The organism is Mesorhizobium prunaredense (assembly GCF_900156895.1).
GTDB classification, from domain to species: domain Bacteria; phylum Pseudomonadota; class Alphaproteobacteria; order Rhizobiales; family Rhizobiaceae; genus Mesorhizobium; species Mesorhizobium prunaredense.
Genome location: NZ_FTPD01000067.1, coordinates 498,222 through 519,515, shown reverse-complemented (window position 1 = coordinate 519,515; position 21,294 = coordinate 498,222). Strand labels below are relative to the sequence as shown.

27 protein-coding genes, 1 tRNA gene and 1 pseudogene are annotated in these 21,294 nt (G+C 63.2%); 19 read left to right on the top strand and 10 right to left on the bottom strand.

Annotated features, from left to right (window positions below; translation table 11 throughout):
• From cbiE to BQ8794_RS31765, 8 genes are all read left to right on the top strand, one after another.
• The gene (gene cbiE, locus BQ8794_RS31800; protein ID WP_077383570.1) at positions 1-1,242 is read left to right on the top strand and encodes a precorrin-6y C5,15-methyltransferase (decarboxylating) subunit CbiE; all 1,242 of its coding nucleotides are present in this window, start codon (positions 1-3) and stop codon (positions 1,240-1,242) included.
• Positions 1,239-1,625 carry a cobalamin biosynthesis protein gene (locus BQ8794_RS31795; RefSeq protein WP_077383408.1) on the top strand — a complete coding sequence of 129 codons (387 nt, stop codon included), beginning with the start codon at positions 1,239-1,241 and terminating at the stop codon, positions 1,623-1,625. Before cbiE ends, BQ8794_RS31795 begins: the two co-directional genes overlap by 4 nt.
• Positions 1,622-2,386 carry a precorrin-4 C(11)-methyltransferase gene (gene cobM, locus BQ8794_RS31790; RefSeq protein ID WP_077383407.1) on the top strand — a complete coding sequence of 255 codons (765 nt, stop codon included), beginning with the start codon at positions 1,622-1,624 and terminating at the stop codon, positions 2,384-2,386. The genes BQ8794_RS31795 and cobM overlap by 4 nt, the downstream gene beginning before the upstream one ends.
• Positions 2,383-3,201 carry a uroporphyrinogen-III C-methyltransferase gene (gene cobA / locus BQ8794_RS31785; RefSeq protein ID WP_077383406.1) on the top strand — a complete coding sequence of 273 codons (819 nt, stop codon included), beginning with the start codon at positions 2,383-2,385 and terminating at the stop codon, positions 3,199-3,201. The genes cobM and cobA overlap by 4 nt, the downstream gene beginning before the upstream one ends.
• The gene (locus BQ8794_RS31780; RefSeq protein WP_077383405.1) at positions 3,198-4,511 is read left to right on the top strand and encodes a cobyrinic acid a,c-diamide synthase CobB; all 1,314 of its coding nucleotides are present in this window, start codon (positions 3,198-3,200) and stop codon (positions 4,509-4,511) included. Before cobA ends, BQ8794_RS31780 begins: the two co-directional genes overlap by 4 nt.
• Positions 4,508-5,269, top strand: coding sequence for an adenosylcobinamide-GDP ribazoletransferase (locus tag BQ8794_RS31775; protein ID WP_077383404.1), 762 nt, complete (start codon positions 4,508-4,510; stop codon positions 5,267-5,269). Before BQ8794_RS31780 ends, BQ8794_RS31775 begins: the two co-directional genes overlap by 4 nt.
• 24 nt (positions 5,270-5,293) lie before the next feature.
• Positions 5,294-6,304 (top strand): nicotinate-nucleotide--dimethylbenzimidazole phosphoribosyltransferase, encoded by a 1,011-nt coding sequence (gene cobT / locus BQ8794_RS31770; RefSeq protein WP_077383403.1) that lies wholly within the window; start codon positions 5,294-5,296, stop codon positions 6,302-6,304.
• Between the two features lie 106 nt (positions 6,305-6,410).
• Positions 6,411-6,947 (top strand): MgtC/SapB family protein, encoded by a 537-nt coding sequence (locus BQ8794_RS31765; RefSeq protein ID WP_077383402.1) that lies wholly within the window; start codon positions 6,411-6,413, stop codon positions 6,945-6,947.
• A 95-nt stretch (positions 6,948-7,042) separates the two neighbouring features.
• On the opposite strand, the gene BQ8794_RS35895 is transcribed toward BQ8794_RS31765, so the two are convergent.
• From BQ8794_RS35895 to BQ8794_RS31755, 3 genes are all read right to left on the bottom strand, one after another.
• Positions 7,043-7,219 carry a hypothetical protein gene (locus BQ8794_RS35895; RefSeq protein WP_167378912.1) on the bottom strand — a complete coding sequence of 59 codons (177 nt, stop codon included), beginning with the start codon at positions 7,217-7,219 and terminating at the stop codon, positions 7,043-7,045.
• Positions 7,220-7,634: 415 nt separating this feature from the next.
• A tRNA-Lys gene (locus BQ8794_RS31760) sits at positions 7,635-7,710 on the bottom strand.
• 104 nt (positions 7,711-7,814) lie between these two features.
• Positions 7,815-8,726 (bottom strand): PhzF family phenazine biosynthesis protein, encoded by a 912-nt coding sequence (locus BQ8794_RS31755; protein WP_077383401.1) that lies wholly within the window; start codon positions 8,724-8,726, stop codon positions 7,815-7,817.
• 125 nt (positions 8,727-8,851) lie between these two features.
• Here BQ8794_RS31755 and BQ8794_RS31750 point away from each other — a divergent pair, with 125 nt between their 5' ends.
• From BQ8794_RS31750 to BQ8794_RS31735, 4 genes are all read left to right on the top strand, one after another.
• A complete protein-coding gene (locus tag BQ8794_RS31750) occupies positions 8,852-10,144 on the top strand; it encodes an efflux RND transporter periplasmic adaptor subunit (RefSeq protein WP_077383400.1) in 1,293 nt (430 codons plus the stop codon).
• A 4-nt stretch (positions 10,145-10,148) separates the two neighbouring features.
• Positions 10,149-10,859, top strand: a complete 711-nt coding sequence (locus tag BQ8794_RS31745) for an ABC transporter ATP-binding protein (RefSeq protein WP_174654568.1) — start codon at positions 10,149-10,151, stop codon at positions 10,857-10,859.
• Positions 10,860-10,977: 118 nt separating this feature from the next.
• Positions 10,978-12,195, top strand: coding sequence for an ABC transporter permease (locus BQ8794_RS31740; RefSeq protein ID WP_077383399.1), 1,218 nt, complete (start codon positions 10,978-10,980; stop codon positions 12,193-12,195).
• Positions 12,196-12,262: 67 nt separating this feature from the next.
• Entirely contained in the window at positions 12,263-12,418 is a 156-nt protein-coding gene (locus tag BQ8794_RS31735; protein ID WP_167378886.1) for a hypothetical protein, read from the top strand.
• Between the two features lie 32 nt (positions 12,419-12,450).
• On the opposite strand, the gene BQ8794_RS31730 is transcribed toward BQ8794_RS31735, so the two are convergent.
• Both BQ8794_RS31730 and BQ8794_RS31725 read right to left on the bottom strand, forming a co-directional pair.
• Positions 12,451-13,167, bottom strand: a complete 717-nt coding sequence (locus BQ8794_RS31730; RefSeq protein WP_077383397.1) for a hypothetical protein — start codon at positions 13,165-13,167, stop codon at positions 12,451-12,453.
• A 12-nt stretch (positions 13,168-13,179) separates the two neighbouring features.
• On the bottom strand, positions 13,180-14,292 hold the full coding sequence (locus BQ8794_RS31725; protein WP_077383396.1) for an endonuclease/exonuclease/phosphatase family protein: 1,113 nt from the start codon (positions 14,290-14,292) through the stop codon (positions 13,180-13,182).
• 155 nt (positions 14,293-14,447) lie between these two features.
• Between BQ8794_RS31725 and BQ8794_RS31720 the strand changes: the two genes are divergently transcribed.
• From BQ8794_RS31720 to BQ8794_RS31705, 4 genes and pseudogenes are all read left to right on the top strand, one after another.
• Entirely contained in the window at positions 14,448-15,080 is a 633-nt protein-coding gene (locus BQ8794_RS31720) for a BA14K family protein (protein ID WP_077383395.1), read from the top strand.
• A gap of 202 nt (positions 15,081-15,282) precedes the next feature.
• Positions 15,283-15,567, top strand: coding sequence for a PilZ domain-containing protein (locus BQ8794_RS31715; RefSeq protein ID WP_077383394.1), 285 nt, complete (start codon positions 15,283-15,285; stop codon positions 15,565-15,567).
• A gap of 84 nt (positions 15,568-15,651) precedes the next feature.
• A pseudogene (locus BQ8794_RS36945) lies at positions 15,652-15,771 on the top strand (recombinase family protein); the annotation flags it as partial.
• A gap of 183 nt (positions 15,772-15,954) precedes the next feature.
• Positions 15,955-16,173, top strand: a complete 219-nt coding sequence (locus tag BQ8794_RS31705; RefSeq protein WP_077383393.1) for a hypothetical protein — start codon at positions 15,955-15,957, stop codon at positions 16,171-16,173.
• A gap of 139 nt (positions 16,174-16,312) precedes the next feature.
• Here BQ8794_RS31705 and BQ8794_RS31700 read toward each other — a convergent pair whose 3' ends face one another.
• Together BQ8794_RS31700 and BQ8794_RS31695 are read right to left on the bottom strand one after the other, a co-directional pair.
• Positions 16,313-16,492, bottom strand: a complete 180-nt coding sequence (locus BQ8794_RS31700) for a hypothetical protein (RefSeq protein ID WP_077383392.1) — start codon at positions 16,490-16,492, stop codon at positions 16,313-16,315.
• Complete coding sequence (locus tag BQ8794_RS31695) at positions 16,489-16,680, bottom strand: hypothetical protein (protein WP_077383391.1); 192 nt, start codon at positions 16,678-16,680, stop codon at positions 16,489-16,491. Before BQ8794_RS31695 ends, BQ8794_RS31700 begins: the two co-directional genes overlap by 4 nt.
• A gap of 341 nt (positions 16,681-17,021) precedes the next feature.
• Between BQ8794_RS31695 and BQ8794_RS31690 the strand changes: the two genes are divergently transcribed.
• Entirely contained in the window at positions 17,022-17,948 is a 927-nt protein-coding gene (locus BQ8794_RS31690) for a manganese catalase family protein (RefSeq protein WP_077383390.1), read from the top strand.
• A gap of 140 nt (positions 17,949-18,088) precedes the next feature.
• Positions 18,089-18,523: a DUF982 domain-containing protein gene (locus BQ8794_RS36150; protein WP_210189882.1), complete on the top strand. Its 435-nt coding sequence runs from the start codon at positions 18,089-18,091 to the stop codon at positions 18,521-18,523.
• A 31-nt stretch (positions 18,524-18,554) separates the two neighbouring features.
• On the opposite strand, the gene BQ8794_RS37525 is transcribed toward BQ8794_RS36150, so the two are convergent.
• Positions 18,555-18,791 (bottom strand): DUF6894 family protein, encoded by a 237-nt coding sequence (locus BQ8794_RS37525; protein ID WP_077383563.1) that lies wholly within the window; start codon positions 18,789-18,791, stop codon positions 18,555-18,557.
• Positions 18,792-18,996: 205 nt separating this feature from the next.
• Between BQ8794_RS37525 and BQ8794_RS31675 the strand changes: the two genes are divergently transcribed.
• Entirely contained in the window at positions 18,997-19,716 is a 720-nt protein-coding gene (locus BQ8794_RS31675) for a Crp/Fnr family transcriptional regulator (protein ID WP_077383388.1), read from the top strand.
• Between the two features lie 78 nt (positions 19,717-19,794).
• On the opposite strand, the gene BQ8794_RS31670 is transcribed toward BQ8794_RS31675, so the two are convergent.
• Both BQ8794_RS31670 and BQ8794_RS31665 read right to left on the bottom strand, forming a co-directional pair.
• Entirely contained in the window at positions 19,795-19,920 is a 126-nt protein-coding gene (locus BQ8794_RS31670) for a DUF768 domain-containing protein (RefSeq protein WP_167378910.1), read from the bottom strand.
• 150 nt (positions 19,921-20,070) lie between these two features.
• Positions 20,071-21,231 carry an extracellular catalytic domain type 1 short-chain-length polyhydroxyalkanoate depolymerase gene (locus BQ8794_RS31665; RefSeq protein WP_077383386.1) on the bottom strand — a complete coding sequence of 387 codons (1,161 nt, stop codon included), beginning with the start codon at positions 21,229-21,231 and terminating at the stop codon, positions 20,071-20,073.
• Positions 21,232-21,294: the final 63 nt, after the last annotated feature.

Genomic DNA, 21,294 nt, shown 5'->3' with positions numbered 1-21,294 from the left:
ATGCCTGCTGAGGGTCCGCGCTGCGCCAAGCTCAACTCAAGGTGGCTAACAATCGTCGGTATCGGCGAGGACGGTGTAGCGGGTCTCGGCGACGAGGCCAAGCGGCTGATCGCCGAGGCCGAATTCGTCTTCGGCGGCACGCGCCACCTTGCGCTCGTCGCATCGCTCAGCAAAGGCAAGGCCCGTGCCTGGCCGACCCCTTTCGATGCCGAGATGCGCGACGTGCTGGCGCTTTCCGGCAGACGCGTCTGCGTGCTGGCTTCAGGCGATCCGTTCTTCCATGGGGTCGGCGTCACCCTTGCTCGCAAAATTCCTCCCCAGGAGATGCAGGTGATCCCCGCCGCTTCTGCCTTCTCGCTGGCCGCCGCCCGCCTCGGCTGGGCGCTGCAGGATATCGAGACCATTTCGCTGCACGGCCGCCCGCTCGACCTGGTCCGGCCGTTGCTGCATCCGGGCAGCCGCATCCTCGCGCTGACCTCGGACGGCGATGCGCCAGCGGCGATTGCGCGCCTGCTGACCGAACTCGACTTCGGTGCCTCGCGGCTGACGATTCTTGAGGCGCTGGGCGGCCCGAACGAAAGGCTGCGCTCGGCGCGCGCAGGCGCGTTCGACCTGGAAAAGATCAACCCGCTCAATGTGCTGGCGGTCGAAGTTGACTCAACTTCAGAAGCACGCATCCTGCCGTTGACATCGGGCCTTGCCGATCATTTGTTCGCGCATGACGGCCAGATCACCAAGCGCGAAGTGCGCGCCATTACCCTGTCCGCCCTCGCCCCCAGGCGCGGCGAGTTGCTGTGGGACATCGGCGCCGGTTCCGGCTCGATCGGCATCGAATGGATGCTCGCCCATCCGACGATGCGCGCCATTGCCATCGAGGCCGATCCGGCCCGCGCCGCTCGCATCCGCCGCAACGGTTCCGCCTGCGGCGTACCCGGTCTTGCCGTCGTCGAGGGCTCGGCACCGCAGGCACTCGCCGGATTGGAGACGCCGGGCGCGATCTTCGTCGGCGGCGGCGGCAGCGATACCGGCGTGCTGGAAACGGCCATCGAGGCCCTGCGTGCTGGCGGCCGGCTGGTCGCCAACGCGGTGACGCTGGAGATGGAGGCGCTGCTTCTCTCCCGTCACGCGTCGCTCGGCGGCGAACTCACCCGCATCGCACTATCCCGCGCTTCGCCGGTTGGCTCGATGCAGGCATGGCGGCCGGCCATGCCGGTCACCCAATGGAGCTGGGTCAAGCCATGATGGTCGCGGGCATCGGCAGCCGCAAGAATGTCAGCGCAAGGGACGTGCTTGCCGCGATAGAGACCGCTCTGGAAGCGCATGGGCTGGCGATGACGGCGCTTTCGGCGCTCGCCACCGCTTCTCTGAAGCAGGACGAGCAGGCAATCTTTTCGGCGGGGCGCGAACTCGCCCTGCCAGTGATCGTTGTCGAGGACGCTGCGCTCGAGGCCGCATCGTCGCGCACGATCAGCCGTTCCGACCTGTCCCAGGCGCGTGCCGGCACGCCTTCAGTTTCCGAAGCCTCGGCGCTTGCTGCCGCGGGCAAAGGCGCAAAACTGCTCGGGCCGCGCACCGTGCTTGGCCCGGCCACTTGCGCCATCGCCATCAGCGGAGATGCGGCATGACCGTCCATTTCATCGGCGCCGGACCCGGCGCGGCCGACCTCATCACCTTGCGCGGCAGCCGGCTGCTGGCAAGCTGCCCGGTCTGCCTCTATGCCGGCTCGATCGTCGCCCCGGAACTGTTGCAGCACTGCGCGCCCGGCACGAAGCTGATCGACACCGCGCCGATGTCGCTCGACGAGATCGAAGCGGAGTATGTGGCGGCCCACCAGGCCGGCCACGACGTCTCCCGCCTGCATTCCGGCGACCTGTCGGTGTGGAGCGCCGTCGCCGAGCAGATCCGCCGGCTGGAGAAGCACGGCATCGCCTATACGCTGACGCCGGGCGTGCCCTCCTTCGCGGCTGCCGCGGCAGCGCTGCGCCGCGAGCTGACCATCCCCGAAGTCGCGCAGAGCCTGGTGCTGACCCGCATCTCCGGCCGCGCGTCCAAAATGCCGCCTGGCGAGACGCTGGCCGGCTTCGGCCGCACCGGCGCGACGCTGGCCATCCATCTTGCCATCCACGCCATCGACCGGATCGTCGCCGAGCTGACGCCGTTCTATGGCGCCGATTGCCCGGCAGCGATCGTCTTCCGTGCCTCCTGGCCGGACGAGCGCGTGCTGACCGGCACGCTGGCGACGATCGAGGCGCAACTGGCCGCCGATCCGATGGAGCGCACGGCCATCATCTTCGTCGGCCGCTCGCTGGCGGCGGAAGGCTTTGGCGAGAGCTCACTTTACGACGCCCACTACCAGCGGCGTTTTCGCGGACGGGACGGACTGTGAACGACGGCACCGGAATCAGAGGTGGAAACACCACGATCGAACAGGCTTTGGCCCGGCTGAACTTCAAGCCGCGCCAGTTGGAGCCGGGCCATGTCTGGCTGGCCGGCGCCGGCCCCGGCGATCCCGGCTGCCTGACGCTGGAAGTGCTGGCATCGCTTGGGCAGTGCGATGCCCTCGTCTACGACGCGCTGGTTTCTCCCGATGTCGTCGCAGTGGCGGCGGGCGCCGAGCTGTTTTACGTCGGCAAGCGTGGCGGCCAGCCGTCGATGAAGCAGGACGACATCACCGCTTTGCTGGTGCGGCTGGCGCGCGAGGGCCGCCGCGTCGTCAGGCTGAAAGGCGGCGACCCCTATATTTTCGGCCGCGGCGGCGAAGAGGCGCTGGCGCTGGCGCGCGAAAACATTCCGTTCCGCGTCCTGTCCGGCCTGACTTCGGGCCTTAGCGCGCTTGCCGGAGCCGGCATCCCGGCCACCATGCGCGGCATCAACAAGGCGGTGATCCTGGCCACCGGCCACGCCGCCGGCACCGACGACGACCTCGACTGGAAAGCAATCGCCCGCACCGGCCAGCCGGTCGTCGTCTATATGGGCATGGCCAATCTGCCGCTGATATCAGCCTCGCTGCTTGAGGGTGGCCTGCCGCCTTCGACGCCTGCTGCGGTGATCGTCGCCGCGACGACGTCGCAGCAGCGCATCGTCGTCGCCACCCTCGCCACCATCGCCGAGGAGGCGGCCGCCGCCGGGTTGACCGCGCCGGCGCTGATCGTCGTCGGCGACATCGTCGCGATGCGCGCGGCATTGGCGGGCGAGCCATGACCCGCGCGATCATCATCGGCGCGCCGCGCTCAGGCTCGGGCAAGACCAGCGTCACCATCGGTATTTTGCGCGCGCTCGCCCGGCGCGGCCTCAAGGTTCGCGGCGCCAAGTCCGGCCCCGACTATATCGACCCAGGCTTCCACACCGCCGCGACAGGCCTTTCCGGCGTCAATCTCGACAGCTGGGCGATGCCGCCTGCTTTGCTCAACGCGCTGGCAGGCGACGCAACTGAAGATGCCGATTTCATCTTCCTCGAAAGCGCCATGGGCCTGTTCGACGGGATTCCCGCTGCTCCGGGCCGCACCGGCTCGGCCGCCGATCTCGCCCGGCTCTACGGCCTGCCGGTGCTGCTGGTGCTCGACGTGTCCGGGCAGTCGACCACGGCGGCGGCCGTCGCCAAGGGTTTTGCCACCTATGACCCTGATGTGCGCATGGCCGGCGTCGTGCTGAACCGGCTGGGCAGCGAGCGCCACCGCCGTCTCTGCGGCGACGCGATCGAGGCGATCGGCCTGCCGGTGGTCGGCGCGATCCTGCGCGATCCCTCGCTCAACCTGCCGGAGCGCCATCTCGGCCTCGTCCAGGCCGGCGAATATGAGAATCTGATGGTGCATCTCGACCGGCTGGCCGACATGGTCGAACGCTCGCTCGACCTCGACGCCATCATGGCGCTGGCGGCGCCATTCGCACCCGCTTCCGGCAGTTTCGACGACGCGCTGCCACCGCCCGGCCAACGCATCGCACTGGCAGAGGATGCCGCCTTCACGTTTCTCTATCCGCATGTCGCCGCGCATTGGCGCAAGGCCGGGGCGGAAATCGTCGCCTTCTCGCCGCTTGCCGACGAAGCGCCCGGCGAAAATTGCGATGTCTGCTGGCTGCCGGGCGGCTATCCCGAGCTTCACGCCGGCCGCCTCGCGGCGGCTGCGAAATTCAGGGCCGGCATCGAGGCGTTTTCGGCAACACGGCCGGTGCATGGCGAGTGCGGCGGCTTCATGGTTCTGGGCGAGGCGCTGGAGGACGCTTTGGGCGAGACGCACAGGATGCTCGGCCTGCTCGGCCACTCGACCAGTTTTGCCAAGAGAAAGATGAACCTTGGCTACCGCGAGGCGCGGCTGCGCGCCGATTGCCCGCTGGGAACCCAAGGCGCGCTGATCCGCGGCCACGAATTCCACTACGCGCAGATGATTGCCACCGGCAGTGACGAACCGTTGGCCGACCTCGCTGACGGCCAAGGCAATCCGCTCGGCGCCTCCGGATACCGGCGCGGCCATGTCAGCGGCACATTCTTCCATGCCATTGCGAGAGGCGAATGACCCTCTCGCCTCGGCAAATCCTCGATGACATCGCGCTCTGCGTCGTCTTCTTCACACGGCTGCCGCTGCCGGTCGTCGATCTTCGCGACCGCAGCCTTGCTGCCGCGATCTGGGCGGCGCCGGTTGCCGGCCTTGCCGTCGCTCTGATTGGCGCCTTGGTCTACGCGGTCGGGACCTGGCTCGGCCTTGCCGCCGGCCCGGCAGCGGCTCTTGCCCTTGCCGCGACCTTGCTCGCCACCGGCTGCATGCATGAAGACGGGCTTTCGGACGTCGCCGACGGCTTTGGCGGCGGCAAAACGCGCGAGAAAAAACTGGAGATCATGCGCGACAGCCGCATCGGCGCCTATGGCGCCTGCGCGCTCGCTCTGTCGCTGCTGATCCGCTGGAGCGTGCTTTCGGAGTTCGCCAGCCCCGCCTACGTGTTCTTGGCTCTCATCGCCGCGCATGCCGCCTCGCGCGGCTTGTTCGGCGCTTTCATGCATCTTTTGCCGGCGGCGCGCAGCGACGGCCTCTCCGCCGATGCAGGCACCGTGTCGGCCGAAACCGCCATTGCCGGCGCCGTGCTCGGCGCCGTCGCGCTGCTGGCGCTAGGCTTCGGTGGCGCGGCCGCCGCATTCATCCTGCTCGGCCTGTTGTTTGCCGGCTTCCGCATGCTTTGCCTCAGCCAGATCGGCGGCCAGACCGGCGATACGGTCGGCGCGCTGCAGCAGCTTGGCGAAATCGCAATCCTGCTCGTCGCTTCCGTTTGCCTTTCCTGACTCTGTTTCGGAGACTTTGCCCCCATGCCTTTCAAATCGCTCGATGAATTGCGCGCGGCCTGCCTCGATCTGCCTGCCGGCAGCGACGCCGCGGCAGATGCTGTCGCCCGCCGCCAGGACACGCTGACCAAGCCGCAAGGCAGCCTTGGCCGATTGGAAGCCATAGCCGCCTGGCTGGCCCGCTGGCAGGGCCGCGACATGCCGCAGCTCGATCACGTAAAAGTCCTGGTCTTTGCCGGCAACCACGGCGTCACCGCACAGGGCGTGTCGGCCTTCCCGTCGGAGGTCACCGTGCAGATGGTGGCGAATTTCGCTGGCGGCGGTGCCGCCATCAACCAGCTTGCCCGCATCGCCGGTGCGGAACTCGACGTCATTCCGCTCGACCTCGATTATCCGACCGGCGATTTCACGCAAGTGCCGGCAATGGACGGCGAAGCCTTCCTCGCCGCCGTCTCGGCCGGCTACGGCGCGGTGACGAAAGACCTCGACCTCGTCTGTTTCGGCGAAATGGGTATCGGCAACACCACGCCGGCGGCAGCCATCTCGGCCGCTTTGTTCGGTGGCGGCGCGGAAAAATGGACCGGGCGCGGCACCGGTGTCGACGATGCCGGCCTGGTGCGCAAGATCACCGCCATCGAGGCCGGCCTCAAGCGCCACGCCGAGGCCCTTGCCGACCCGCTGGGGATCGCAGCAGCACTTGGCGGGCGCGAACTCGCCGCCATCTTTGGCGCGACGCTGGCGGCGCGCCATTTAGGCGTGCCGGTGCTTCTCGACGGCTTCGTCTGCACCGCCGCCGCCGCACCGCTGGCAAGATTGCACCCCGCCGGCCTCGCCCACACGCTTGCCGCCCATGTCTCGGCCGAATCCGGCCATCGCCGGCTGCTCGAAGCGCTCGGCCTGCCGCCGCTGCTCGACCTCGGCATGCGGCTCGGCGAAGGCTCCGGCGCCTGCCTCGCCGTCAACATCGTCCGCTCCGCGCTCGAATGCCATACCAGCATGGCAAGCTTTGCCGAGGCTGGTGTTTCGGAGAAGTAATCTCCTCAACCTGAATCAAGTTTTGACTGATTCCTCGATGGATCACGGCAGCATTGGGGAACCTGGCCGGCCCGAGCACGTTGTGGCCGGTCAGCCCGGGTTACGCATGCAACAGCTTTTCCAGGAATTCGGCCATCCGACATACGTCCCGTTTCCCGTTATTGCGGCGAGGCTTCTGCTGGCGTCGATCTTCGGTGCGGCGATCGGGTTCGAACGCGAATGGCGAAATCGGCCTGCCGGGCTTCGCACCCATATCCTGGTCTGCGTGGCAGCGGCTACCTTCGGTATTCTGACGATTGAAATCATTCACGCGCCGATGTTTCAGCAGGATTCCGTAAGGGTCGATCCGATTCGTGTTGTCGAAGCGGTTACCGCTGGCGTCGCGTTCCTTGCTGCCGGATCGATTTTGTTTTCGAAAGGCGAGATCCACGGGCTGACGACCGGTGCAGGCATGTGGCTGTCTGGGGCAATTGGCGTGGCCTGCGGGCTCGGTCTGTGGCAAGTGGCGGCGCTCGGCACGCTTTTGGTGCTTGTCGTGGCAGGCCTTCTCTACAGTTTTGCCGCCAAGTCCGGTATTGGCGAGAACGCCGGACCAGAAAAGCCGATGTCGGAAGAAGACGTGTCCAAGCCGCCCAAAGGCTGAGGAAAACGCCCCGCGTGCCAGGGCAGAATCCATTCAGCCTATTCGCGAGATCGATACGGCTGTCTCAGTGTCCAGATCAGGCTAGTGACCAAGTCCTAGAGCTTCGGCCTTAGATCATGGCTCAACAGACGCGCTTCCCTAAGGATCGAGCCACGATCGAACCCGATCAGCGATGCGATGTCACGTATTTGCTGCTCAGTAGCACCTGACTCTTGCGCAAGCGCGCGTACATGGTCGTCGGTCAGGCCGGCCGGGTTGGGTCCTTCTGCCATCACACGAATGCCTCGCATTTGGGGCAGGAGTGCGGTGGTCTCTCCTAAGCATCAGCGCCCATTGCATGCATGACGATTTAGTCTTGTACGCTTTCGGACAGATTTTGAACAGTCGCCTTCTCTTACTGGTCGCGATCCTCCGCCGGACTCTGGTGTCGTCCGGATATCGATAGATGCCTCGGCATTGCCGAGAAGCCGACCGGGATGGAAGAACGGTACGTTGGCGCGAGGTCCGCGTGAACATCTGGCCGTGGACGGGATGAAGCTTTTGCAGTCCCGCTGGGCTGAGGTAAAGCAGCCCGCGCTGCAACTGGAAGCGAACGCGAATTGGAAACCAAGCGTCAGGATTGGAAACCGCGATGTTCGCGACACTCTTTCCAAGCAGCGAAAAAGCGGGCAATATCAACGGAATAAATGGTGGGTGCGACAGGGATCGAACCTGTGACCCGCTGATTAAGAGTCAGCTGCTCTACCAACTGAGCTACGCACCCACTCGCCGGTAAAACCAGCGTCGGCGGGCATATAGCCGCCGCCATTCGCCATGTCCAGCCCTGCCGGATTCATTTCCCGACAAATCGGCTCGAGCCGATCGCGATCAGACGAACATCCGGCCTTCCGCCACCTTGACGGCATGGCCGCCGATGCGGGCGGCGGCCAGTTTGCCGCCTTCGACATTCAGTTCGAGGCGGATGCGCGAAGGCCGCCCCATCTCCAGCCCTTGTTCGATCCAACGCTGGGAAACACCCTCTCTCGGGCCGTCGAAATGCATGATCGCGCCGGCGAAGGCGGCGGCTGCCGAACCGGTCGCCGGGTCTTCATAGGATGGATTGCCCAGCACGATCATGCGGACATGAAAGGCGCTGTCGTGGTTCACCGTCTCGCGGCAATAGACATACGGGCTGGCGAGAGCCCAATCGCTCTTGCGAGGCGCCAGTTCCGACCACGCCTGGTTGTCCAGCTTTATCCGGGCCGCCGCCTCCAGATCGGCGACCGGAATGGTCACGTAGGGCACGCCGGCCGACCAGAACGAGACGCGATGGTTTTCGAAGCCGATTTCGTGCGGCCCCAGGCCAAGTGCCGCCCCGATCGCCTCCGGGTCAGCGGACAATTCCAGCTGCTCCGGCAGTTTGGCCAGGTCGAACTCGGCAAAGCTGGCGCCATCGTGCTTGCTGACGGCGCAGCGCACCGGGCCGATGTTTTCTTCCAGGACAAAGATGCCGGCGGTGTCGCCATCGCCAGCCATCTCGGAAAGCGCAATCGCAGCGCCCACCGTCGGATGGCCGGCGAACGGCATCTCATAATCGGGCGTGAAGATGCGGATGCGGGCGCGGTGCTTGGGATTGTCAGGCGGCAGCACGAAAACGGTTTCCGACAGGTTGAACTCGCCCGCGATGGCCTGCATCGCCGCCGTGTCCAGCCCTTTGCTGTCCAGCACGACGGCAAGCGGATTGCCGGCCAGCCGCTCGGTGGTGAACACGTCGTAAAGTAAGTAATTCCGGGTCAGCATTGTAGAAAACCTTCTGCCTCAATCCCAACAGGGCCCAAACATGGGCGAAATTTAATTTGATATTTGAACCATTCGGCCTGATCAGTGCACCGGTTGGGACATCACTGGTATTATAGGGGTCCGGCGTGGACCAGATTGTCAATCTGCCAAAGACGGAATCCACTTCCGACATAGAGACGGCACTCGGGCTCGACCGCCTGGGTCTGAAGAAGAAACGGCGTCGCGGCTGGCTTTATGGCCTGCTTGTGCTGGTCGTCGTCGCCGCAAGCCTGGCGGGGTACCAATGGTATGCCGCGTCTCCCGCCAAGATCGACTATACCACTGTGCCGGCCGCTGTCGCCGATCTCACGGTCGAAGTATCGGCGACCGGCACACTGCAGCCCCTCACCCAGGTCGACATTTCGAGCGAACTGTCCGGCGTCGTCCGCTCGGTCGCGGTCAACGAGAACCAGCAGGTGAAGAAGGGCGATGTGCTGGCGGCGCTCGATACGGCCAAGCTGGAGGTGCAGATCGAGCGCGCCGAGGCTTCCGCCAAGGCGGCGGCTGCCAATGTCGAGACCGCCACCGTAACCCTCACCGAAAACGAAAGGGCGGTTGCGCGCGCGGCGGCGCTCACCAAGCGCGGCATGGCGACTGACCAGTCGCTTGAAGCGGCGACAGCGACGCGCGACCGCTCAAAGGCAGCGCTCGACAGCGCCAAAGCCAATCTGGCCATCGCCAATGCCGATCTCAAGGCGCAGCAGACGGACTTCGCCAAAAGCACCATCTATGCGCCCATCGACGGCATCGTTCTGACGCGCTCGGTCGATCCCGGCCAGACGGTTGCCTCCTCGCTGCAAGCGCCGGTGCTGTTCGTCATCGCCGCCGACCTCAGGAACATGGAGTTGAAGGCAGCGGTCGACGAGGCCGACATCGGCGCGGTCAAGCCCGGCCAGCATGCCCGCTTCACCGTGGACGCCTTTCCCGAGCGGCCATTCGATGCCGAGATCCGCGACATCTCCTATGCCTCGGTCACGACCGACGGCGTCGTCACCTACGACGCGCGGTTCGAGGTCGACAACAACGAGCTTCTGTTGCGGCCCGGCATGACTGCCACCGTTTCGGTCGTCACCAGAGAGGCCAAGGGCGTGCTCACCGTGCCGTCGACAGCTTTCCGTTACCGGCCGGCGGCATCTGCTGCCCGAGCGTGGAGCCTGAGCGACCTGTTCACCGGCCGTATGGGCCGTCCACGTGGCAACCGCCAGCGCCAGGCGACGGCGCAGCCTACCGACGGCTCGCGCACGCTCTACGTGCTGGAGAATGGCCGGCCTCGGCCGGTCAACGTCAAGGTCGGCTCCACCGATGGCGAGCTGACCGAGATCACCTCCGGTCTCGCAGAAGGTGCGCAAGTCATCACCGCAGCGCAGCAGCAGAGCTGAAATCATGTCGGGCTCGCTGCTCATCACCTTCGACAAGGTCTGGAAAAGCTATGGCCAGGGCGAGGCCACGGTCCATGCGCTGGCTGGCGTCGATCTTGCCATCCGCAGCGGTGAATTCGTCGCCATCATGGGTCCGTCCGGCTCGGGCAAGTCGACGGCGATGAACATCATCGGCTGCCTCGACACACCGACGGCCGGAACCTACAGCTTCATGGGCATCGATGCTGGCCGCCTCGACCGCAACCGCCGCGCCATGCTGCGCAATCTCTATGTCGGCTTCGTCTTCCAGGGCTACAATCTCCTGCCGCGCACCACCGCGGTGGAAAATGTCGAACTGCCGCTGATCTATCGCGGCGCCGCCGCCCGCGAGCGACATGACCTTGCGATGAAAGCGCTGGCCGAGGTCGGCCTCGTCGGCCGCGAGCACCACACGCCGGCCGAGCTCTCCGGCGGCCAGCAGCAGCGCGTGGCGATCGCGCGCGCCATCGTCACCAGGCCGACCCTGCTCGTCGCCGACGAACCGACCGGCAATCTCGACACCGCACGCACGCACGAGATCATGGAGCTCCTGACGCGGCTGAACACCGAGCTTGGCCTGACCATCGCCATGGTGACACACGAGGCCGATGTCGCTGCTTATGCCGAGCGCACGATCCGCTTCCTCGACGGCCACGTCGCCTCCGACGCTGTGAATCTCGAGGTGGCCCAGCCATGATCCCGAACCGAAGGACCGCGTCAGCGAAAAGTGGAATCCGGTTTTCGGAAGAGATCATGGCTAAACACAGAGATAGAGCCCCATCCCGGTTCTATCGGGATGGATCAGGCTCTAGACCATGATCTGGGAAACCGTCCGCCTCTCGCTGCTTTCGGTCCGCCGCAACGTGCTGCGCTCGTTTCTGACGCTGCTCGGCATCGTCATCGGCGTTGCCGCCGTCATCGCCATGCTCACCATCGGCTCAGGCACCACCGAAAAGGTAAAGGCCGACATTTCCAAGCTCGGCAGCAATTTGCTCGTTGTCCGCCCCGGCCGCCCGGCTGGGCCCGGCGGACCGGGAGGACTCGACCAGGCCACAAATCCGCTCGGCAGCAAGGAACTTGCCGCGCTTGTCGCACATTTGAGCGGCGCCCGCGCCATCTCGCCCGCTTCGCAAAAGCAGGTCCGCGTCATCTTCGGCACCGAAAGCCTGACGTCGGGTGTCACCGGCACCGACAGCGCCTATCTCGATGCGCGCGACTGGAAGCTGGTCTCGGGCCGCCCGTTCAGCGATTCGGAAATCCGCTCGGGCACTGGCGTCTGCCTGATCGGCGAAACCGTGCGCCAGCAGTTCTTCGGCGCCGGCGACCCCGAAGGCGAGATCATTCGCGTCAACCGCACCTCGTGCAAGATCGTCGGCCTGCTCGAGCCGAAGGGCTATACTGGCTTCGGCCAGGACCAGGACAATGTCGTGCTGATGCCGCTCGCCGCCTACCAGCGCCGCATCGCCGGCAACCGCGACATCGACTCGATCTACGTCGCCGCCGACGACCGGACGCCGACCACCGAGCTGCTGCCGCGCGTCGAGGACATTTTGCGCGATGCACGCCGCATCCCGCCGGACCGCGAAGACGATTTCTCGATACGCGACATGACCCAGATCGCCGACGCCATGGCGAGCGCCACCACGACGATGACCGGCATGCTGGGTGCGGTCGCCGGCGTCAGCCTGTTGGTCGGCGGCATCGGCATCATGAACATCATGCTGGTGTCGGTCACCGAGCGCACCCGCGAGATCGGCATAAGGCTGGCCATCGGCGCGCATGAAAAGCACATCCTCATTCAGTTCCTCGTCGAGGCGACCGTGCTGTCGCTGCTCGGCGGCATCATCGGCATCCTGATCGGCCTGGCGCTGGCCGGCCTCGCCTCGCTGACGCTGGCGATCCCGTTTGCGCCAAGCCTGGCGGTGATCCTGCTCGCCGTCGGCTTCTCGGCGCTGATCGGCATGGTGTTCGGTTTTTTCCCGGCGCTGCGCGGCGCACGGCTCGATCCGATCGACGCTCTGAGGCATGAATAGCGCGCGGAGCGTGCGTCGCCTTCCGACCCATAATTCTCGCCTTGTCCGCATCCTGGCCAGCGAGGGCATGGCCAACCCCGATCATGTCACCGCCGATTTCCAGCAGGTAGTCGGCCAGACGATGGGAACGGCGATGGGTGCAGCGCTGGGTGTCGGCGTCGTGCTGTTTTTCGTCGCTGCCCGCAACGATCGCAAAACCATCGAGAACAAAATGCGTCGTTAACCCTTGTCGGCAAACTATCTCTTGCCGGCAAACTATCCCTTGCCGGCAAAATGCCACTCGATCAGTGGCTTCATGTGCGGCATCAGCCCGTCCGGCAGGTCATCGGCATTGCGGATGATGACAGGCCCGTCGATTTCCGGCTCTGCCTCGGCGGCGACAAAGGCACTGATGCGCTGCGCCACCTCGTCGGCGGATGCAGTCTCGCGATAGCGGCGAAAGATTACCGTGCCCGTTGCCGTCGACAGGGCATAGTAGCGCCTGCCGCGTGCCGCGCCGGCAAGGTCGAGGCCGGTTTCTTCCCGCACCTCGCGGATCATGTTGAAGTCGACATCGACAAGGCCGTCGCGGAAATCGGTTGGCTCGAACGAGCCGGCGGCGAAATAGACGCGACCGGCATTGACCGTGTGCGACGCCATGCGGATCGCCACCAGCGCATTGTCGCCGGCGACCAGCATGGCATGGGCATAGGCGTGCTCGGCCCCGGCCACCTGCCGATTGCCGCGCCAAAGCATGAAGGTCGAGTAGCGCACCGCATGGCAGCGGCCGACGAGGCTGCTGTCGCGATAGCGGAGCGCCGAAAGCAGCACCACGGTGCCGTCGAACAACGCCGGGTTGGCTGCGGTCTCGCGTCGCCAATTCTCGGCGATCGCTTGCGCATTGTCGCGCTCGAACGGATGCGGGCCGGGGTCGAGCCTGACGTCGACGGCGTCGACCGGCAGGATGATGTTGCGCGGCAGGTCGAAGCTCAACGAAAACGATCCTCAGGCTATTTCCAGGGTGATCGCCACCGGACAATGATCCGACGCCTTCGGCCGGTCCCAGCCGGCACGCGGAAAGCGGTCCACCTCCTGGCCCGCCGGAAAGATCGTGCGCCAGGGCTGGCCGTTGCGGATGATGTCGGGAACGGCGGTCGCATTCTTGGCTGCCAGTGCCTTCGACAACAGGATGTAGTCGAGCTGGCACAGATGCCGCTCTTGCGGCCCGCGCGTATGGTACAAGGTCCAACGGTCCATTTCCGGGCGCCGCTCGACCGCATTCTCGCAAAAGCCGCCGGCGGTGAGCACGTTGAGGCAGGACTGGCTCTCGTCGATCACCTCAAAGCGGTAGCCGTCAAAGGCGTCGCCGGAGATCTTCACGCGCTGCCGATAGTCGTTCATGTCGCCGCAGATCGCCCAGTATTTGTCGGCGGCGTGATCCCTGCCGAAACGCTCCTCGATGATCCGGCGCACCGCTTGCGCCTCGGCGATGCGCAGCGACATTGTCGCCTGGCGCCCATCGAGACCGTTGCGGGGCGAGCCCATCGACTTGAAATGCACCAGATAGAGCGTCAGCGGCACGCCGCCGACAGTCAGGTCGATTTCCAGGCAGTCGCGCCGGAAGATGCGCTGGTTGGCCTGATGCCCCAACGCTGCCAGTTCCGGCGTGTACAGGCCGAACTGCTCGAACGTGACATAGGCGTGGCTTGTCATGCGCACGAATTCGATCGGCTGGCCCTGCGCGGTCTCATTACGCATCATCACGGCGACGTCGATGCCGCGCGAATCATTGCCGGCGGTGGTGTATTTCTGGCGGTAGCCATGCCCGACCATCTTGAACAGATAGCCGTATTCGAAAGCCTTCAGCGCCTCGATATTGTCGACCTCCTGCATGCAGATGATGTCGGCGCGGCTGGCAGCGATGGCCAGTGCCGTCAGCTGGCGCGTATCGTCGGATAGCGCGATCGCCCGCGCCTGCTCCAGCATCTTGTACTCGGCCTCGCTCTGGATGTCGAAGAGCGCCAGCGTGCGATCTTCGTTGAGCTGGTTGCGGTATCCGGAAAAATCGAACCTGTTCATCAGGTTTTCGACATTGAAGGTGGCGAGGCGCAGCGACATGCCGTGACCTTTGCCTGCAAGCGCAGCCGAAAACAAGGGGGCTGGGCGATGCCCATTCATGGTTGATGGAACCTTTCCGTTCATCTTCCGTTCAGACGCAAAGGTCCATGATTAGGGTTATCCTGAGCGTGGGGCCTGAATCTTCGGAGAGTGAAATGAAACCGCTCTTTTTGACTACCATTCGATCGGGCATGTTGGCCTTGGGTCTTGTTTCCGGCCTCTCGGCGCCTTCCATGGCCGGGCCCATTCAGCCTGACGTCCCGCTCCCAACTGCCGCCGCGGCACGCGAAATCGTGCCGGTGCGCGATGGCTGGGCTGGCGGCAATAATAACGTCTGGATGCGTGGCCGTAATTTCTCAGGAGCCCGGAACTGGAACCGTCGCAATTGGAACGGTGGCAACTGGAACCGGGGCAACTGGAACCGTCGCAATTGGAACGGTGGGCGGCACTGGCGCCAGAATCGTGGCCGGTACTACGGTGGCGGCAATTACGGCCGTTACTACGGTGGCGGCTATTACGGCCGTTACTACGACGACGACGACGACGACGGCGCCGCCGCGCTTCTCGGTTTGGGCCTTGGGTTCGGCCTTGGCAGCCTGTACCAGGGCTACTACAACCAGGGCTACTACAACCAGGGCTACTACAACCGGGGCTACTACAACAACGGTTACTATTCGAGCCCCCATGTCCGCTGGTGCTACAATCGATACCGGTCGTATCGCACCTGGGACAACACGTTCCAACCCTATAACGGCCCGCGCCGGCAATGCTGGTCGCCCTATAGGTGATCGACTGATGCATTCCAGACGGCGCCGCCCCTCGCGGCGCCGTTTCCGTCTGGCTCAGCCTTCTTCTGAACTGTTCTTTGTCCGGCCAGGGCACCGCGAAATCGTTTCGCCGCCGACGATAACGCTATGTTTATCCGGCAGGCCTAGTTATCTTGCCAATCGCACCACATGAAATGCGACGATCGCCGGGGATTGGCGCGCGATGGCTGAAGACGAACACCGGGACAAACGAAGGCAGCGCGTCTTCAAGGGCGCGACGATCCTGACCGGCATGACCAGGTCCGAGGTCACGTGCACGGTGCGCAACATGCATGACGGCGGCGCCGAACTGAAGGTCTCGATCGATGCTCGCGTGCCCGACGAATTCCTGCTCTATGTGCCGACCGACGGCATCGCCTACAAGGCAGTGGTCCGCTGGCGCCGCGAGGACCGCATCGGCATCATGTTCACCGGCACCGAGCCAAAGCCCCCCTGGCACTACGGCTAAAATCCCCTGAACGGCGCCCTCTAAGCAGTCGACGAAGTTAGGAGAGAGAATCTCCTAGTGGTGAAAGCCTGACGCTTGGTACCCGCCGCTGCCCTCGCCCTTGCCCGCCAGACAAAATGCCCGGTGGTCGTGGCCAAGCTCGATCGCCTCTCTCGTGATGTCGCCTTCATTGCCGGACTGATGGTCCAGCGCGTTCCGTTCATCGACCGCGGCGTTCGCACAGCGCGCAATGGCCAAAGGCAGGTGTCGAACGTGCGCAACGTTCTCGCGCGGCAATCCCCCACTCTTTGATAAGCGGGAAATAGCCACCGGCGCGGCCGGAACAAACGGGATCGACGCCGGTTAACTACTATCGAAGGGACCGCAACCGCAAAGGACGCGGAAAAGATGTTTGAAATTTATCGCCTCGAAGTGGCCAAGGCCAGACAGGGTGTAAAACGAGCCGAGAACTCTCTGAAGCGCGCGAATGAGTTGCTGGACGAGGACGGTGGCGTCGCCCTTAATCTCGCGTTGTGCGGCCGGATAAGGGCCGCGCAAAGGCGCGTGATCGATGCCAGAGAGCGACTGACGAAGATCGATCCGAACAGCACGGACAACGTGGGCTGAGCCTTTCGGTCCGTTGGGAATAGTCCAACTGCGCTCGACGCGCTAAGAAATAATTACTGGTCGCGCGCTTGTGTCCGACACTCGCAAAGTCATTGGTTCAGATTGTCGACGAACGGCAAGGGTAAGTGTTCAAATTTGGCTACGATGAGAGCTTCGGCGAGTAGCTTCGCTCTGGGTTGGCATTCGCCTCGGCAGCGAGCCGCTGCTCACGAAGACGCGCGGTTTTCGCTTCACGATGACGCCGCTCTGTCTCGAGCGCGAGCTTCGCCTCGCGGTCGGCCCGCTCAAACTTCTCCTTGTCGACGCGCCGTTGAGTCATCTGCGAATTATCCTCATGACTAGCTCGGGATCAATGTCGATCGACCTGGTCAAATCGCCAACCATTCTCTCGGCAACTTCGGCCCACACGTGTTCAGGCAGCCCTTCAGCCACCATAGCCTTGAAGGCACCCTTGATGACCGAATAGTCATGAGCAGAAACGGCGGCGCATTCCTCGCGTTTGTCCATCGCGAAACTCCTTTTAAGGGCGGGAGTACGATGTTCACTCTCAAGCACCGGCGCCCGTTCGATGTGCCAGCGACTCATCCACCGTGGGCCTTGAATGCCCGTCGGTCATTTGCATTTGATGTAGGTATCCCGGCGTCACACGTATTTGCGAAGAAGCTTGGTGCGGCCCCTTCTTCACGATCCTAGCCGGCCTGGCCGATGCCGAATTTAGCGTCGAATCTTTGCAGAACTGCTAGTCAGAATTCGTCAATTTGTAATCGACCTTTCGCCGCGACGGCTGCGGAACAACTCTTATGCGGGGAAGTTGGGCTTCACTGAACTCTAATCAAAGGAAGCTCCAAATGTTTTTGCGCGTGGACAAGTTACAGATTGAACTACCCGCTCCTACCCAGGTGGATCCCAACGCGGGTGCCGCCCTGCAAGAATTGCTCGGGGGCAAATACGGTGAAATGTCGACCCTGGGAAACTACCTTTTCCAAAGCTTCAATTTTCGTAGCAAGTCGAAGCTCAAGCCCTTTTACGGCCTGGTGGCAGCAATAACCGCAGAGGAGCTTGGTCACGTCGAGCTCGTCAGTAACGGCGTTGCCATGCTGAACAACGGCCCTGACCTCGAAGGCGCGGATGAGAAGGACGGCGGGGACATCTCAGGCGCACCTTATGAGGCAATGAAGGACATTCGCCTGGCTGGGGCATTCTTCTCCAATGCCGGCGGGGCCATGCCGATGAACAGTAACGGTTCGTCCTGGAACATGGATTTTGTCACGACGACGGGAAATGTCATCGTTGATCTGCTCCATAATTTCCACCTGGAATGCGGGGCCAGACTGCACAAGCTGCGGGTCTACGAGTCCCTAACTGATCCGACCGGCCGTGAGGTTTGCGGCTATCTCCTCGTGCGGGGTTCGGTTCACGCGCACGCCTATGCGCTGGCAATCAAGAACCTGACAGGCATTGAAATCGAGAAGATGCTGCCGACTCCAAACATCTATCTCGGAAACATTCCGGAGTGCCAGAAATACCTTGATGAGGGTTCGCACCGACGGCTCTATACATTCAGTCCGGAGGACTACAAGGACATTGCCGGAATATGGGGACAGGGCGAAACGGCGCTTCCCGGTGACCCGCCCGGCGAGCTTGAAGTCATCGAAGGTATGCCTGATGGAGGTAAGATACACCAATTAAGCGGCGTGCCTTCTGCCTTCACTCCAGACTATGCACCCGAAGAAATGATGGAAATTGCAGCCAAGCTCTACAAAGCTTCGCGCTGATTTCTTAGCGCGGCCTAAAACGGCCGCGCGTTTCACCGGACACCGCCATTCGCGCCAAAGTAGAAGCGCACAACAATATTGCAAAGCATGGATGCGACCCGCGCTACTCGCGAGGCTTAGGAGCATCAGGGGGAATCGTCATGTTTTGGCCATCGGACTGGTGCGTCTTGTCGTTCACTTGGCCTCGGCGCCTCGTCAACCCAATTCCGTTGCGCGGCCTCTGTTTCCAGCGGCATCCTGAGAAAATCGGTCAGAGGGATCAGCACCCTCTTCGCTGGATACTTGGTAGCGCCGGTTTCCCGAGCATTGTTATGGTCAGCCATTGTCTCGCTCCATATGCCGATCTCGCAAAACGGGGTTCGCGCACGATGGGTAAGTTTCTACCGCTCTTGATCCGCTTTGTGGATGGACGCTTGATCACCGAGGCTGAGCTAGCATTGGCTGGGCAATGGCCGAACAAAGAGGCAGACGTCTACAGGGAGGCTCGCCTTCTCGTCGCAGCAAGGGAAGGAACCTGTACGCCGGATATCGCCTTCATTGCGTTTGAGAAGGCGGCGCGGCAGGCGCGAGTTTAGCTGCGCGTGCTCCCGACTACCGTTAGTATGTCTAACGACTCCAATCTGATGTCAGGGTGAGTGACACCTCGAAAATTTGCCGATCACCGTCGGTTCGGATTTTGACTGTGATCGTCACAAGATTGACATCCGGCATCTCGTCGTGTGCGATGTCGTGCAATATCCGAAGCGCCTCTCTTCTTGCTCGTTCGGGCGTCTCTAACAATTGCCCCTCGGTGTCCGTCTCTGGACCATCCGAGTCGTAGACGTCAAAATAGAAGCGCTGCATCTTCGGAAAACCCGACGCTATCATCGTGTTCTAATTCGGGTTGATCGCCATTGTTCCGCGGCGATGGCATTTCAGTATGATGGGGTGCATTGTAACAATTGTTAGTGTCCGCCATCTTCCGAAGGCCTAGAGTCCGAAGCCGTGCAGTGCGCTTCCAAATAACCTCTCGGCGATCGGCGTTCAGGCGCGATTGCTGGAGGCTAGGATGCTTGAGTCCCTATATCTCAACCTCGGCCAGCACGATGCCCTCTCCGATGCGGAAAAGGCTTTGTTGGCCGGCGCCATGTCGTTCGAGAAGGATTTTTCGACCGGACAGGACCTGGTTTCGGAGGGATCCAGGCCAACCAACAGCACGTTGATTCTTGAGGGCCTGGCCGCCCGCTATAAAGTGCTCGAAGACGGCGGGCGGCAATTCACCTCATTGCAGGTGCCGGGCGATTTTGTCGACCTTCACGCATTCCTTCTGAAAACGATGGACCACGGCATAGTGGCGTTGTCGCCCTGTCGAGTGATTATCGCAGAGCATAGCCGGCTGCGGGTCATCACAGAGGAAGCTCCACATCTGACCCGGCTATTGTGGCTTGATACTCTTGTAGACGGCGCGATCCACCGCGAGTGGATCGTGGCCATGGGGCGGCGGTCGAAGACAGCGCATCTTGCTCACCTTGTCTGCGAGCTTTTCGTGCGCCTGCAGGTCGTGAAGCGCACCAGCGGCATGAGTTTCCACCTGCCACTGTCACAGGCCGAGCTGGCCGACGTGCTTGGCCTGTCTGTTGTTCATATGAACCGGGTGATCGGCGCGTTGCGTAAAGTTGGGGTGATAAGCTGGGCGAACTACACTGTGACCATTTTGAACTGGCACCGACTGCAGGAAATTGCCGAATTCGATCCAACCTATCTCAGCATGGTGCGGGAGCCGCGGTGAATACTTCGCTCGGGTGTTTGTCAGATTTCCAGAAGGTAACCGCGCTGTCCCTGTGCGTGCCCTCAATCCGCTCGTCCGCTACGTTTGCAAGGCATGGATAATCACTTCGTAAACGCTTCCGATCTCTTCGTTGATGTCGCCACTGGCGATGCCTTGTGCACCCGCGGCCTTCATGGCGCTATCAGCCAAGTCGGTTACTACCAACACTGGATCACCGATCGCCGTCTCCGCGCGGGGAAGCTGCTCGCTGAAAAGCGGACAGATTCCAAAGAACGACGCGTTCCCTTGCCTGGTCGGAGCCGCTCGACCTTCGCGGGCCGGCGAGACAGTCGGCGAGCGATTTGCGCCGCCCGCCTAGCGCATCAGGCCCGCTGCCCGCAGGGCATCCTCGATGATCTTCTTCACGCCGGGTTGGCCCGATTCCGGGTGACGCGGGAACTGATGGATGGCAGTCGACTGTGGGGGCTTCGTCTTCGCATTTTCTATACCTGGCGCCGGTGACTGGGGTAGTGGCGGTTGGTTGAAGGGCACTTGCGGCCTCGATTTCCGGGAGTCGCTTTCCTCCGTTGCCGCGATCCCCCAAAACTGCGCGATCTCGCGTGTGGAGGCGATGCCGACATCAATCATATAAGGCCCCGGAGCGCCGAGGCCGTTGCCGAGCGGCGTGCCGTGGCCCATCCCGGCGATCATGTTGATTTCGATCAAGGCTTCTCCCGCGGCGTTACGCCAGACCTGCTTTTCGTGCGGTCCGGCAGCTTCCCGATGCGTCGGCGCTTTCTCAAGCCGGTGGACTCCCCGCCATTGGCCTGCGATCGCTTCCGCGTTGGAAGGCGAAACCGTGTGGTCAGCGGCACCGTGCCAAATCGAAATCCTCGGCCACGGTCCCCGATGATCCGTTGCGCCGCGGAGGGCCCGTTGCAGATCCTGTTCCGAAGGACCGCCGTGGCCGCGCATGCGATCGAAGGCCTCCGGGATTGTCGTTGCGCTGCCGTAGGGCAGGCCGGCAATTAACGCACCGCCGGCAAACACTTCCGGATAGGTCGCCAGCATGGCCGCTGCCATTGCGCCTCCGGCCGAGAGGCCGGTGACGAAGATTCGCCTTCGGTCGAGACCGTGGGTGACGACCATCGTCTCGATCATCTGGCGAATCGAAAGCGCCTCGCCCGAACCACGCTTGGTGTCGCCAGGCTGGAACCAGTTGAAACAGAGGTTCGGATTGTTGCCGCGTTGCTGTTCGGGAAAGAGCAGCGCGAAGCCAGCCTCGTCGGCGAGTGGGGACCAGCCGGAATGATGGTTATAGCCGGCCGCGTTCTGTGTGCAGCCATGCAGCACGACTACGAGCGGGGTGGCCTTGGATAGGTCATTGGGAATGTAGAACTTCGCTCCCAACCCGCCAGGATTGGTACCGAAGTCGGCCAGCGTCTGGAGATGGTCTGACGCACCGAGTTCCGCGGTATGCGTGGCATGTCGCGCCAGCGCGGCGAGGCGGGCGATGGTCTCGGAGATTTTTCGCAATGGAGCCGTCCCTGTTCTGACGCCCGGAATGGACGGCAATCTGTGCAACGCGCGTGCAGCAAT